This window comes from Paenibacillus filicis, from assembly GCF_038070315.1.
In the GTDB taxonomy this organism is placed as follows: domain Bacteria; phylum Bacillota; class Bacilli; order Paenibacillales; family NBRC-103111; genus Paenibacillus_G; species Paenibacillus_G filicis.
The window spans coordinates 142,098-155,441 of the sequence record NZ_JBBPCC010000007.1; the positions used below are offsets into that span (position 1 = coordinate 142,098).

Genomic DNA, 13,344 nt, shown 5'->3' on the forward strand with positions numbered 1-13,344 from the left:
CTGATTCGGACAACCGGATATGTCTTGCAGATTCCGGTTGAGATACAATGAGCATAGGAGTAGAAATGAACATGATGGGGAGGATGCTAGACATGAGCGAATCGAATCAGGAGTATATCGTTATCTCAGGTGCCAGGGAAAACAATCTCAAGAACGTATCCTTGCGCATTCCCAAACGCAAGATCACGATCTTCACCGGGGTATCCGGATCCGGCAAGTCATCGATCGTCTTCGATACGATCGCCGCGGAATCCACACGATTGCTGAATGAAAACTTCAGCATGTTCGTGCGCAATTTTCTGCCTCGCGCTCCGCAGCCGGATGCAGATGCGATCGAGAACCTGAGCATGGCCGTGATTGTGGATCAGAAGCGATTGGGAGGCGGTTCCCATTCCACGATGGGCACGATTACCGATATTTCTCCCATTCTCCGCCTTCTCTTCTCCCGTGTGGGTCAACCCTATGTGGGACAAGCGCATATGTTCTCGTTTAACGATCCGCAAGGCATGTGTCCCGAGTGTAACGGGATCGGCCGCAGCCTGTGCGTCGATATGAACAAGGCGCTGGATATGTCCAAGTCGTTGAATGAAGGATCCATCATGCTCCCTGGTTATTCGACAGATAGCTTTGATTGGACGATGATCGTGCAGTCGGGACCCTTCGATCCTGATAAGAAGCTGAGTGACTATTCAGAGGAAGAGCTGGAACAGCTGCTTTACGGCAAAGCAAGGAAAGTGGCGACGCAGTTCGGCGGCAAGACCATGAACATTACCGTGGAAGGCTTCATCGAGAAGTTCACCAACAAGTACATCAAGCGGGATGTGAAAACGATGTCCGAGCGCACCCAACAAACCGTTGCGCCGTTCATCATCGAGGGCGCCTGCTCCAGCTGCCGCGGCGCTAGACTCAGTCAGGCTGCGCTCAGCTGCCGGATTCACGGGCTCAACATTGCCGAGATGTCCTCCATGGAGGTTGGAGAGCTCATCCGCGTCATCCGGGAGATTGACGACCCGGTCGCCGGACCAGTCGTCAAGTCGCTGACGGAGCGGCTGCAGCATCTAGTGGATATCGGACTGGACTACTTGACGCTGGACCGTGAGACGGATACCTTGTCCGGCGGCGAGTCGCAGCGCGTCAAGATGGTGAAGCATCTGAGCGGCAGTCTGGTGGATGTCACTTACATCTTCGATGAGCCCAGCGTGGGCTTGCATCCCCGCGATGTACACCGGTTAAATGGATTGCTTCAGAAGCTCCGCGACAAAGGCAATACCGTGATCGTCGTTGAGCATGATCCCGATGTGATCAAGGTCGCAGATCATATCGTCGACGTCGGGCCTCACGCGGGAAGCCGCGGCGGTACCATCATGTATGAAGGAAGCTTCCATGGCCTGCTGGAGTCGGGGACACTGACAGGCAACCACATGAAGCGCCCGCTCCAGCTGAAGCGGGATGCTAGGAAGCCGGCCGGCAAGCTGCACATCCAGAAGGCTACCCTGCATAATCTGCGTAACGTAAGTGTAGAACTTCCAACCGGCGTGTTGACCGTCGTCACGGGCGTGGCCGGTTCAGGCAAGAGCACGCTGATTAACGACGTATTTCTAAGCGAGCATTCGGACGCGATCGTCATCGACCAATCGGCGGTCGGCGTGTCCACACGCTCAAATCCCGCGACCTATACAGGGATTATGGATGATGTGCGCAAGGCGTTTGCTTCCGCCAACAAGGTGAATCAGGGCTTATTCAGCTTCAACTCCAAGGGAGCTTGCGAGAACTGTCAAGGGCTTGGGGTTGTGTATACCGATCTGGCCTTCCTCGAGAGCGTGAAGCTGCCGTGCGAAGTATGCGGGGGCAGACGTTTCAAGGAAGAGGTGCTCGCATACAAGCTGAATGGCAAGTCCATTGCCGATGTGCTGGAGATGACGGTCGAGCAGGCCCTCGAATTTTTCCAGCTCAAAGAGGTTGTGCGCAAGCTCCAGGCGATGAGCGATGTGGGGCTGAACTATATTACGCTCGGCCAGCCGCTCAGCACGCTCTCGGGCGGGGAATGTCAGCGCATCAAGCTGGCCAGTGAGCTGCATAAGAAGGGCAGCATCTACGTGATGGACGAGCCGACGACCGGCCTGCATATGTCCGATATCGGCCACCTGATGGAGATCATGAACCGCCTCGTGGACGCCGGCAATACGGTGATCGTTATCGAGCATAACCTCGATGTGATCAGTCAAGCGGATTGGATCATCGATATGGGACCGGACGGAGGCAGCCAGGGCGGCCAGGTGGTATTCGAGGGCACACCTGCGCAGATTATCCATGCAGAGGCGTCGATTACGGGGAGATACTTGCAAGGAACATCTTGAAGGTAAAGGATAAACTTATATCTGTTCAACCAGGGCTGCCAGCAGAATAGGCAGCCTTTATTCCAATCTCGTTGATCAGGAGCTCTCCGTATCCTGTGAAAAATTCATGTTTTCGGCCATATATCCCTGATCGGCTTTAAGCTTTTCAAGCATGCCGCGCAATTGTTCGGTCGTTGCCGTGGAGGTCAGACCGATGTTCAGCGTACCTTTCAGCTCGTTTACATGTAACTCTTGAATTTTGTAAGTAATAGAAGGTGGAGCTGCAGGCTTGAGATCATCCAAGTGATGGCTCAGCTTCTCTTCGAGCTTATCCATATGGTCCTTCAGTTGAGCCTGAAGCTGGTCATTCAGGTCGTGGAGTACCGGTCCAAACAGTTGATCTTTCAACCGTTGGTTTTCCGCCTGCAACTCGGATTGCTTTGACTCCAGCATGGCAATTCTTTGCTCGAATCGACACAGGCAGGAATGCAGGTATGTATCATACATGATGCCGCCTCCTTAAAGGATGTGAAGATTGATATATTACCGCCATTCACCTGGCTACAGGGTGTACGGGCGGCACCAACTCTTCTTCCGAAACCACATCGGCGTTCTTCTCGTTCACACCTTCCGCAATCTCTGTCGCCCTGTTATCCGACAAAATGTTGCAGCCGATATTGAGGGAGCCTAGGTTGGCGATGGAGTTGATTTTTATATGATTGATATAAAAATTCATCGCTTGCACACTCCTATATGAGGTTGCTGTTCCCCTGATCGATGACATCCGGATCCAGGACGTTGTTCAGGTCATTATTAACCGAGGATGTGGCATCCCCATTGATCGTGTTGCCGCCAGATGCTTTGGAGTTTGCCGCATTTCCACGCAACAGGTTATCTCCAAAATTAACGACGCCACCCGTCGCGATTTCATTGATTCTGATGTTAAAGATGTTAAACACGTTCGGCATAAAGCTCATCCTTTGGGCAGTTTGACCGTGATATATCGGTAATCTGCGCACTTGTGGTATTTGCGATGCGAAGGTTCAATACGCCACGGATATCGGAATCGAAGAGTGAAGTCTTTTGCAGTAGTGGCGAATTGGACACGAAATCCGGTCCGAAGATGTGTGTCATAGCATCCTACGGAAAGTCGTATTCGTCTGTTTCATCGGCTTCCCACTCCCTTTGATTCACGCTTTGTGCTGTAGTGTATTCATTAGCCTAGGCATCTGTGTCTCCAAATGTACAGGAGGAATCGGGGCGCATTGGCGTATAGATTGATTTCAGATGGAAATAATTAATCTAATGAAGATTCGGTAAAAAACGGAGAGGTCCATCCTTCGTACGAGTTGGGGTGACGACTTATGCTATTTACAAGACGGTTCGGAAGAAACAAGTACCACTCAGCTCCATCCAAGGAAAATCCGTTGGCTACTTATCCATTAAGTGAATCGTTGCAGCAAAATTTAGCGGAATTGAATCGTCTGTTTAGTCTAACTCCCGACCTGATTATACGTCAATTTACCATCAAGCAGTCTAGAGATCCGGCGGCACTAGTGTATTTGGACGGACTTACCGATAAAAATGCCATTAATAATAACGTGCTTCGACCTCTGCAATACGAAGAGCAAAGCGGCGAAGAGAACGGCGAGTTTAAGGTATCTGTCGGCCAGGTGCAATCGCTTCAAACTTGGCAGCAAATCGAGTCATGTATCTTTCAGGGCTGCAGCGTGTTATTTATCGATGGAAGGATGGAGGCTTATTCATTAACGACCCAGGGCTGGCCGCAGCGCGCAATCGAGGATCCCCAGCTTGAGGCTTCATTGAAAGGAGCCCACCAAGGCTTTGTAGAAACCAGCAGTCAAAATATTGCTTTAATCCGCCGCTATATTCCCAATCGCGAGCTTAAGATTAAAGAATTGACGGTAGGGCAGAGAGGCCGCGGCACCATTTCTATTCTTTATTTGGCCGATGTCGCAAATCCGATTTTGTTGAACCGTCTGGAAGAACGCATCCGGCAATTGGATGTTGATTCGATCATCAACACCGGCGAGCTGGCGGAGTTTATTGAAGATAGTCCGTTTTCGCTATTTCCTCAATTTATTTTGACCGAACGGCCAGATGCGGCCTCTTCGCAGATCTTGCAGGGGAGATTCGTTGTTGTCGTGGATCGTTCGCCAAGCGTATTGATTGCGCCTGTCACGTTTTCTTCGTTCTTTCAAAGTGTCGATGATTACAGCATGCGCTGGTCTATGGCCACTTTTATGCGTTTACTGCGTTTATTTGCGTTTTTCACCGCAGTCTTTTTGCCGGCGTTCTATATCGCCGTTATCTCTTTTAACTTCGAGATCATTCCGTTAAAATTGCTATTTACCATCGGTCTGTTCAGGGGACATGTACCTTTCCCACCGTTTGTGGAAGCGATCATCATGGAGTTAACTCTTGAAATGATGCGTGAGGCGGGTGTACGGCTGCCTGCTCCAGTAGGTCAAACGGTCGGAATTGTCGGAGGCATCGTGATCGGACAAGCAGTCGTACAGGCAGGTCTCATTAGCAACCTTATGGTCATTGTCGTTGCCTTTACGGCCATCGCCTCGTTCATCCTGCCCAATTACGATATGGTTGCCGCTGTCCGGCTGACTCGCTTTATTATGATGCTGGCAGCATCGATTTTCGGCATGGTGGGTATTGTTATAGGACTGATGACCATGATCGGGCATCTCATCAAGCTCGAGTCGCTTGGAACTCCTTACGGAAGCCCGTTCGCACCGGTAAGATTCCAGGATTGGAAAGACGGGTTCGTCCGCTTGCCGCTTTGGAAAATGATTCTCCGTCCTTTAAGCACAAGCGCCATTCAAATGAAGAGACAAGGCTCGAATCGTCCGGAGGATGATACGAATGAATAATCATGCTGCCCAAAAAATCACTCTGCTGCAGTTTATATTTATTATTTTCGGCGTTCAGATCAGTCTCGGTGTATTGTCATTGCCCCAGGATCTGGCCGAAAGGGCTAACACGGACGGCTGGATTACGATCATCATCCTTTGGATCATTTCGCTCACGGCCAGCCTCGTCGTGATTCAAGTGATGAAAAAGCAACCTGAAAAAACCTTGCCTGATTTAATCAAGGCGTATTTGGGCCATTGGGTCGGAAAAGCTGGAGCCGTTCTCTATGGAAGTTGGGTATTGTTTTACGCATATGCGGGAATCGTCAGGTCGATTTTGTATACGAAGGCGTGGCTTCTGCCGCAAACTCCGAATTATCTGATCATGATTCTGTTCCTCGTCCCCACCTATGTGATTGCAAGCGGCGGACTCCGTATCATAGGCAGATATGCGGAGCTCATTTTTTATATGTCCTTGTGGGTACCGTTAGTTTATTTGATTCCACTGAGGGAGGCCCACTGGAATCATCTGCTGCCCATACTGAAGGAGGGATGGGGACCCATTTTTTCTGCGCTTCCCGTAACGTACCTTTCGTTTTCAGGATTTGGTGCCGCGCTGATCTTGTATCCGTTTTTGACAAACAAGGAGAAGGCTTCCATAGGCATTGTGATTTCCAGTACGCTCTCAATGGTTACGCTAGTCTTTACTACGTTGGTCTGTTTTGTTATATTCAGTCCTGATGAAATAACGCAGTTCAATGAGCCCATTGTAAACGTTTTGAAAATTATCGAATTTAAATTTATCGAACGTATCGAAATTTTGTTTTTTTCCTTTTTTTTGTTTTTATTTTCATTGTCTTGGATTTCCACTTTATATTTAAGTGTCTATTGTGCAAGCTGGTTATTCGGACGGCAACACGATCGCGTTTTTTTGCGGCTTTTTTGTGTGATCATTGCTGCGGGCACCTTTTTCTTTTTGCCTACGTTTAACCAAAGCGATCAGATGTCCATATATCTAAACCGTTTCGGGATGGGCGTCGAGTTGGTAGTTCCAATCTGCTTGCTTATCTATATGTGGCTGCATGATCATTATCAGAGGAGGAGCAAATGAACAAGCGCTTATTGTACGCTTCGCTTATTTCCTTCGCATTAGCGCTCCTCCCAGGGTGCAGCGATCGCTTGGATTTGGAGGATGCCGCTTTTTCTCTTGCGCTAGGACTCGACCTCGACAAAGAAAACCATCTTATCGTCTATACAACAACTTCCGTATTCAGCAGGGATGTCAAGAAGAGAAGCCAAGAAATCGAAGTGAAAACAAAAACGGTGCGTATGTCGAGACAAGAATTGGATGCCTATACGGCCGGCGCAATCCTCGGAAGGAAGACGCAAGTCCTGCTTGTCGGCAAACGAATTTTGCAGCATGAAGGCTGGTTTCTCCTGCTCGAGCCTTTCTTTCGCGATTCGAGAAACTCAGTAACTATGAGAGTCGTGGCTGTAGACGGACCTGTTTCTGATATAATTTATAACAACCCGAAAGACAAGCCGATGCTTCCCGTATTTATGGCGGGCTTAATTGATACAAAGTATAAATCGTCAGAAACGGTTAGAACGACTTTGCAGGAGCTGCACCGGCAAATGTATGAGAAAGGTACCACTGCTTCGATCTCAGAAATCAGTATAGATAAGAACGTCAGGCTGACCGGTACGACGCTGCTGGATGCTCAAGGTAAATATGCTGATTCGCTGAATATGCAGGAAACGGCTTTTTTGCATATTCTGAAAAAGAGTGTGAAAAAGTCCGCCAGCTTAACGTTTGCCATTCCCGGCAAACCGAAGACCGGTCCGTTCGACACAGACCGAATAGCCGTTGAGGCGCATAAAATAAAAACGAAAATTAAGACCTCCTACCGTCAAGATAAATTTCAATTTGATATTCACGTGACGATGGCCGTTGCGCTTACGGAAAAATTATTTGCTTATGATGTACGAACGAAAGGAGCCCAATTGGAGAAGATGATTTCTGAACAAACGCAGAAACAAATTCAGCAGCTTATTAAAAAAAACCAAAAACATCATATCGACGCGATTGGGCTGGGGCTCTATGCACGGGCTCATGAGTACGACCAGTATAAGAAGGTGGAGGATCATTGGGGCGATGCACTGGCCACCGCAGACGTCAACGTTGTGGTAAAAGCCATTATTACCTCAATGGGGCCCGTGAAATGACGAAGGTGGAATGAGAGGCGCACCGCCTACATACAGTTTGAATGATATGAACATTCAAGGGCGGAGGCATGATCTTGAGAATCTATATGGCCAAGGAAGGGGATACCTTGCGAACAATCGCAAGTCAGTTTCATCTGGATGCTGCAGAGCTTCATCTTTATAATCCTTCTGTTGCAGATCTTGATCGAATGGTTCAAGGCTCACAAATAAGGCTCCCTGAGGAGGGACAGCCGTCCGATATCGGGATGTGTCCCCCTTCGATTGTTGAAGGAAAACTCGATCATTGGCTCCCGCTTACTCCATTGGAGCAAATGGCCGACTCGGAATATGACGTTTTAATCATAGGCAGCGGTGCAGGAGGCGGCGCCGTTCTTTGGCGATTGTCCGAGCAGTGGGGAAACAATGGGAAAAAGATCGGCGTTGTGGAAGCAGGGGATCTCTTCATGCCTACTCACGTCTTAAATGTGCCTACGATCAACTTCCAACAAGGTTATATGCTTGCTGAGAAGCAGTACAAACCTATTGGACCGAAATATTCAGGCTTCGTCAAGAAACTGGTATTTGGCGGGGGGACATTATTTTGGGGGGCAGTGACTCCGCGCATGTTGAATACCGAGATTGCAAAATGGCCGGTTCCGATACAAGAGATGAATGATTATTACACCATTGCGGAGCGAATCATGAATGTGAATACGGATTTTGCCAAAGGTTCATCATTCTCGGAGGTTTTGCTGCAACGTCTTCAGCAAAATGGATATGCCCATGCGTCCTACAGACCGATGGCGGTCGATTTGGCATCCTCACAGTATGGAATGCTCCACTCCAACGTTTTTTTCAGCTCGATTCATTTTTTTGCTCGTGCATTGAACCGCAGACCTGTCGATATTGCTGTGAATGCCCGTGCAGTCAAGGTGTTAATCGACAATGAACAGGCAGTAGGTGTGGAGGTCATCACTCGAGATCAAAGAAAGTTCGCGCTTAAAGCTAAAAAAGTGGTGATATCAGCTAGTACGTTTGAAACTCCGCGAATATTGCTTGATTCGGGTATTCAAAATCGAGCGATAGGGCATTATCTTGCGGCACATTCAGGGATCTGGGCAGATGGATTTGTCAGACGCGATCAATTCTCTGAAGTCCTTGGCAATTTAAGTCTATACATCCCCGAGTCGGATCAATCCCCGTTCCAGGTTGAACTTCAAAGGTTTGACAAGTATTACGTTTATAAATTTGAGGAGCAACCGGTACTCAAAGATTTGGGACTTTTTGTTTTTGGAGCCGGACAAACCGAGTCGCGTTATGACAACTGCGTGATGCTTGATCCTCTGAAAAAGGACGAACTTGGACTTTCTGAGCTGCAAGTGCATTTTTCTTACAGTGATACCGATAAAAAAGTGATTCGACAAGCTTTGGAAAGTGTGAAGCATATTGTTCAAGTTCTGGGGGTTACTCTAAAAGCCCCGATTTGTGTTCTGTATCCCGGACGTGCCAGACATTTCTCGGGAACCTGCCGGATTGGCACCGATCCGCAGACGGCAGCGGCGAATCCATATGGAGAGATCTTTGGCGTATCCGGTCTATTTGTAGCGGACAACAGCGCGTTGCCTTCCATATCTGCAGCGAATCCGACGTTGTCAACGGTCGCTCTGGCCATCCGGACGGCCGATCATATCATCCGTCAAGCTTAAAACGACTTACCGCGTACAAAAGATTCAGCCCGAATGTCTATGCTCGCCCGATAACGAGAACATTTTTACATTCATTCTATATATGTGACTGGCGTAAACGTGGAGAACCACGAGGGAACACATATTTATAACGCCGCACGCCTGGGCAGAGATAATGGATAAAATCACCATTATCTCTTTATTGTTTATAGGAGCCATTCCTGTAATGAATTAATTTGAGGATTGAATGAAAAAACACCCTCGTTATTGGCGCAGACATCGCCAAAGAAACACATAATAATGAATAATAATTCGTTATTAACGGACTTGAAGCTGCCCGTCATATCAATCGAAAGCTGCAATGGTTGTTGTTATTGCCCAGGTTCTTGACAGAGGCTGTTTATTTATCTACGATTTGATTAGCGAATGGGGGTTCATCATATGCAAGTGTTAAAGGAAGAAATTCGTCATTCGATTTTACGCCGCGCTGGAGAGACGTTCCTGGAGCTTGGCTTCGACAAAACATCGATGAAAGATATAGCGGGCAAAGTCGGAGTGGCCGTCGGTAATTTATATCGCTATTTCCCGAATAAAGAGTCGTTGTTCGAGGCGGTCGTCAAGCCGGCTTATGAGCAGCTATTGCAGCTCATTCAAGTGAATGAGAAAGAGCCGATCGAAGGAGGAGCCGTCATCGACAAGATCGGTACTATTTTTGCAGAGCTCGTGTACGAGCATAGGGAAGGGCTGCTTATTTTGTTATACCGAAGCTCGGGCACAGCGTATGAGGGGGCCAAAGCCGAGTTTTTCGATCATTTGGCCGAACATATGGGCATCCATATAAATGAATACAATCGCAAGTACCCAACTAACCCTTTAAGCCTGCAAGTATCGAGACCGGTTGCCGTCGCTTTTCTCGAAGGATATTTCGATATGATTCGGACGCATTCCGACCGTGACCAGATGACGGAGATCACCAAGCAGTATATGGCCGTTTGGTTTATGGGGTTGAAGGCTGTGTTATAGTTGCTAGTACCGCAAAAGGCCGGGATGAGATGTCATCCTGGCTTTTGTCTGTATGACCTTACTTATTCAAAATAGGTATCTCTCCAAGCAGCTTCTTCAAGTTTATAGAATCCCACGGCATGTGCTCCGTAATACCTAATCCAACAACATCTGCTTCTTCAGATAGTTCTTTAATCAGATGAAGGAGCCCCGGCATTTGCATGGTTCCAGCCGCGGAAAAATCATAATGTGCATCAGGATTGGCGAATAATAAAGAGCGAAATTCCTTAGGATCAAGCACATCTAGATCAAGATGAATGGCCAGGTGCTCAATGTTGCTTTGTTTAATCCAATCTTTTATAGATTCAGTACTTTTCATTAACTCTTGGGTGCCAGCCGTTCTAAGGCCTAGTCTTTGAATGATTTCTGTATCTAGCTCTGTTTGTACATCTAATCCTGCGAAGAAGACATTTTCAGGTTTGAGTGGGATGTTCACATGCTTGGCGAACTCTGCATCGCCTTCTCCCAACAGATTCCCAAGAGGCAAAGTATGGCCGTAGTCATACCCGAAAATTCTACCTAAATCGGTGTGTGCATCGATCCAAACTAACCCTAAATTCCCGCCGTATCGTTCGTTTAAATAGGCAAATGGGGCTTGTTCGACCAAGCAGTCCCCACCGAACATAACTATGCGATCCGGCTTATGAGCATGAATGATATGTTGAGCAGCCTCTAATTGTTCAAGCAGCTGTTTTTTCCATAGATGCCGTTCTCGTTTTCAAGCGGATTTCCGTCATAAGCTTGAACGGGAACATGAATAAGGGGCTGATCATTATCAGGAGCCAGCCAAGCAAGCAGCTCGGCTCCAAAAGAGTAGTTAGGGTTGTTGCCCCCTTGCCATTGCGGCATCAACTCCTGGCCGAAAATCAACCGGTTCGCTTTCAAAGGCGGATAGGGGCTATCACGTATAAAATGTTGAGTTCACAGCTTAAAGAATTGGAAGCAGCTGGTATGGTGAAACGGACCGAATACCCTCAAGTTCCGCCTAAAGTCGAGTACACGCTCACAGAGAAAGCGGAAAGCTTATTGCCCGTTTTGGAAGGGTTATGCGAGTGGGGAGTCACACATCAAAGCTCGAATGAATAGGTAACTTGCATATCGCATTTTCAACACTTTGTTTGAAAATTGGCTTTTCCTTCCAAGACTGCATACAAGAATTTTTTCGACGCACTCAAACGTTTCTGGATCTCATCCATTTCCTTGATTTTTTGCTCAACCATTTGTTTCTTGGCCTCGTAGGATAAGTTAATTTGTTGATCTACAAGCAACCTTAACTCGTCTATAGAAAAGTCGACGGATAAAAGCAGCTTCACATCATTTAGAAACTCAACAATCTCATCCGAATAAATACGATAATTATTGACATCTCTTTGAACAAACTGGCCTGGAATCAGGTTTTTACGTTCATAGAATCTCAAAGTGGATATGGGCAGACCCGTTAATTTGGAAACATCATTTATTTTCATAGCATGACCTCCTGTATCTATTGCTATAAACTTAGGTTCATAGTTCATAATACGAATATGATAACGAACGACATAGCCCATGTCAAAAATTTAACGTTATCAAAGGGAGAGGTTTTATGCTTAACCATATTCTAAACAATGATTTCACCGATATAGTCAAGGGACGGCGTTCTGTGCGTCATTATGATGAGAGCATTAAAATATCCAAAGAAGAGATGAGCGCAATGATTTCGGAAGCTAGCCTGGCTCCTTCCTCTGCTAATATGCAGCCTTGGCGTGTAGTCGTCGTAGACACTCCCGAAGGAAAAGAAAAACTAAGACCTCTTGTGCGCTTCAATACAGCACAAAACGATACTTCATCGGCCATGTTAATCATTTTTGGGGATACTCAGAGCGAATTATATGTGGAGGAAATTTACAATACAGCCGTGGAACAAGGGAAAATGCCAGCTGAAGTACGAGATCGACAACTCGGAACCATACTGTCGATGTATCCGACGCTGCCACAAGAAATCAAAGTTGAAGTTGCAAAAATCGATAGCAGCCTCTTTGCGATGCAGTTCATGTTAGTGGCTCGTGCACATGGGTATGACACGAATCCAATGGCAGGCTTTGAAGTTGATCAGGTAGCAAAAGCATTTGATCTAGATGAGGAACGCTATGCCCCAGTCATGATTATTTCCATCGGAAAAGCCAAAGAAGAGGGACATGAGTCCGTTCGATTGGGTGCTGACAAGATTGTATTTTGGAGATAGTCTTTGCGGAGTTAGTGGAAGTTATGAGTAGGGCTAAGCGCTGGATTTTTCCAGCGCTTTTTTTATTTCTCTTAGAAGGAGGGAACTGAGGTTCAGGAAAAAGGAGTATCCGCCGATGGTGTAGAACTTCTTGTATGGATTACTGCAAAAACGACATTTGCTACGAATAAGGAGCTGAATAAGAGTGCCCTATCTTCCAGGTAAAAGTGTAGAAATCTATTACGAACGGATGGGCAGCGGAAGCCCGGTTATATTCTTACATAGCGGATTTTCCCGAGGAATACTAGCCTTTGCGAGTCAAATACTCGATTTCCAAGGAAAGTATACTTGTTTCTTTCCGGATTTCAGAGGTCATGGCAGAACAAAGAGCGATTCCCTTGTGTGGAGTACCCCACAGCATGCTGACGATATTCTTATGTTTATGGATCAGTTAGACATTCCAAAAGCCCATTTGATTGGATATGGCATGGGAGGAGGAGTTGCTCTTTATTGTGCTGTCAATCAGCCCCATAGAGTTGCAACATTGACTTCAATTGGTCAAAGTGGCTTCATGGCATCAATGGGCTCAGAAGAGTTTGAACCGGAATGGCTTATCCAAAACAAAAAAGATGATTTTATTAGATCTATGGAAGAAAGACATCTAGATGCGCACCTTGGAAATTGGCAAGAATTTTTAAGACAAAAAATAAAGGATTGGCGCACATATCCTCAACTAACGAATGATCAATTAAGTAGCATACCATGTCCCTCGTTGTTTGTCGCTGGGGAATATGATGAATACGCTCCAGAGGAAGATCTTAAACGGGTGACAAGCCTAATTCCTCATTCGCGTTATGTTATAGTACCTGGTGCCAGCCATAGACCTCATATGAGCCGAGAAAGCCCTGTCTTTGTAAACGATAACATTCTTCAATTTTTAGAAACAAACAGTGAATAAGGAGGATAGGAAT

12 protein-coding genes, 2 pseudogenes and 1 riboswitch are annotated in these 13,344 nt (G+C 46.9%); of the genes and pseudogenes, 9 read left to right on the forward strand and 5 right to left on the reverse strand.

Annotation, left to right across the window (positions count from 1 at the left end; translation table 11 throughout):
* The first annotated feature begins 92 nt into the window (after nt 1–92).
* The gene (locus tag WMW72_RS12940) at nt 93–2,357 is read left to right on the forward strand and encodes an ATP-binding cassette domain-containing protein (RefSeq protein ID WP_341415896.1); all 2,265 of its coding nucleotides are present in this window, start codon (nt 93–95) and stop codon (nt 2,355–2,357) included.
* Nucleotides 2,358–2,432: 75 nt separating this feature from the next.
* On the opposite strand, the gene gerPC is transcribed toward WMW72_RS12940, so the two are convergent.
* The 3 genes from gerPC to WMW72_RS12955 are packed head-to-tail and all read right to left on the reverse strand — an operon-like array spanning nt 2,433 to nt 3,304.
* Nucleotides 2,433–2,843, reverse strand: coding sequence for a spore germination protein GerPC (gene gerPC / locus WMW72_RS12945; RefSeq protein WP_341415898.1), 411 nt, complete (start codon nt 2,841–2,843; stop codon nt 2,433–2,435).
* 46 nt (nt 2,844–2,889) lie between these two features.
* A complete protein-coding gene (locus WMW72_RS12950; RefSeq protein WP_341415899.1) occupies nt 2,890–3,072 on the reverse strand; it encodes a hypothetical protein in 183 nt (60 codons plus the stop codon).
* 13 nt (nt 3,073–3,085) lie between these two features.
* Nucleotides 3,086–3,304, reverse strand: a complete 219-nt coding sequence (locus WMW72_RS12955; protein ID WP_341415900.1) for a spore germination protein — start codon at nt 3,302–3,304, stop codon at nt 3,086–3,088.
* A 396-nt stretch (nt 3,305–3,700) separates the two neighbouring features.
* On the opposite strand from WMW72_RS12955, the gene WMW72_RS12960 reads away from it, so the two are divergent.
* The 5 genes from WMW72_RS12960 (at nt 3,701) to WMW72_RS12980 (ending at nt 10,134) form a co-directional block, all read left to right on the forward strand.
* A complete protein-coding gene (locus WMW72_RS12960) occupies nt 3,701–5,242 on the forward strand; it encodes a spore germination protein (RefSeq protein WP_341415901.1) in 1,542 nt (513 codons plus the stop codon).
* Nucleotides 5,235–6,332 carry a GerAB/ArcD/ProY family transporter gene (locus WMW72_RS12965; RefSeq protein ID WP_341415902.1) on the forward strand — a complete coding sequence of 366 codons (1,098 nt, stop codon included), beginning with the start codon at nt 5,235–5,237 and terminating at the stop codon, nt 6,330–6,332. Before WMW72_RS12960 ends, WMW72_RS12965 begins: the two co-directional genes overlap by 8 nt.
* Nucleotides 6,329–7,447 (forward strand): Ger(x)C family spore germination protein, encoded by a 1,119-nt coding sequence (locus WMW72_RS12970; RefSeq protein WP_341415903.1) that lies wholly within the window; start codon nt 6,329–6,331, stop codon nt 7,445–7,447. The genes WMW72_RS12965 and WMW72_RS12970 overlap by 4 nt, the downstream gene beginning before the upstream one ends.
* Before the next feature lie 74 nt (nt 7,448–7,521).
* On the forward strand, nt 7,522–9,132 hold the full coding sequence (locus tag WMW72_RS12975; protein WP_341415904.1) for a GMC oxidoreductase: 1,611 nt from the start codon (nt 7,522–7,524) through the stop codon (nt 9,130–9,132).
* A 74-nt stretch (nt 9,133–9,206) separates the two neighbouring features.
* Nucleotides 9,207–9,286, forward strand: a riboswitch (ZMP/ZTP riboswitch).
* Nucleotides 9,287–9,552: 266 nt separating this feature from the next.
* Nucleotides 9,553–10,134: a TetR/AcrR family transcriptional regulator gene (locus WMW72_RS12980; protein ID WP_341415906.1), complete on the forward strand. Its 582-nt coding sequence runs from the start codon at nt 9,553–9,555 to the stop codon at nt 10,132–10,134.
* A gap of 58 nt (nt 10,135–10,192) precedes the next feature.
* Here the strand turns inward: WMW72_RS12980 and WMW72_RS12985 are convergent.
* Nucleotides 10,193–11,022: pseudogene (locus WMW72_RS12985) on the reverse strand (arginase family protein).
* Between the two features lie 3 nt (nt 11,023–11,025).
* Between WMW72_RS12985 and WMW72_RS12990 the strand changes: the two are divergent.
* Nucleotides 11,026–11,259, forward strand: a pseudogene (locus WMW72_RS12990) (winged helix-turn-helix transcriptional regulator); the annotation flags it as partial.
* 20 nt (nt 11,260–11,279) lie between these two features.
* Here WMW72_RS12990 and WMW72_RS12995 read toward each other — a convergent pair.
* Nucleotides 11,280–11,639, reverse strand: coding sequence for a MerR family transcriptional regulator (locus WMW72_RS12995; RefSeq protein ID WP_341415907.1), 360 nt, complete (start codon nt 11,637–11,639; stop codon nt 11,280–11,282).
* A 116-nt stretch (nt 11,640–11,755) separates the two neighbouring features.
* Between WMW72_RS12995 and WMW72_RS13000 the strand changes: the two genes are divergently transcribed.
* Together WMW72_RS13000 and WMW72_RS13005 are read left to right on the forward strand one after the other, a co-directional pair.
* Nucleotides 11,756–12,394 (forward strand): nitroreductase family protein, encoded by a 639-nt coding sequence (locus tag WMW72_RS13000; protein ID WP_341415908.1) that lies wholly within the window; start codon nt 11,756–11,758, stop codon nt 12,392–12,394.
* A gap of 184 nt (nt 12,395–12,578) precedes the next feature.
* On the forward strand, nt 12,579–13,331 hold the full coding sequence (locus WMW72_RS13005; RefSeq protein WP_341415909.1) for an alpha/beta fold hydrolase: 753 nt from the start codon (nt 12,579–12,581) through the stop codon (nt 13,329–13,331).
* Nucleotides 13,332–13,344 lie beyond the last annotated feature (13 nt).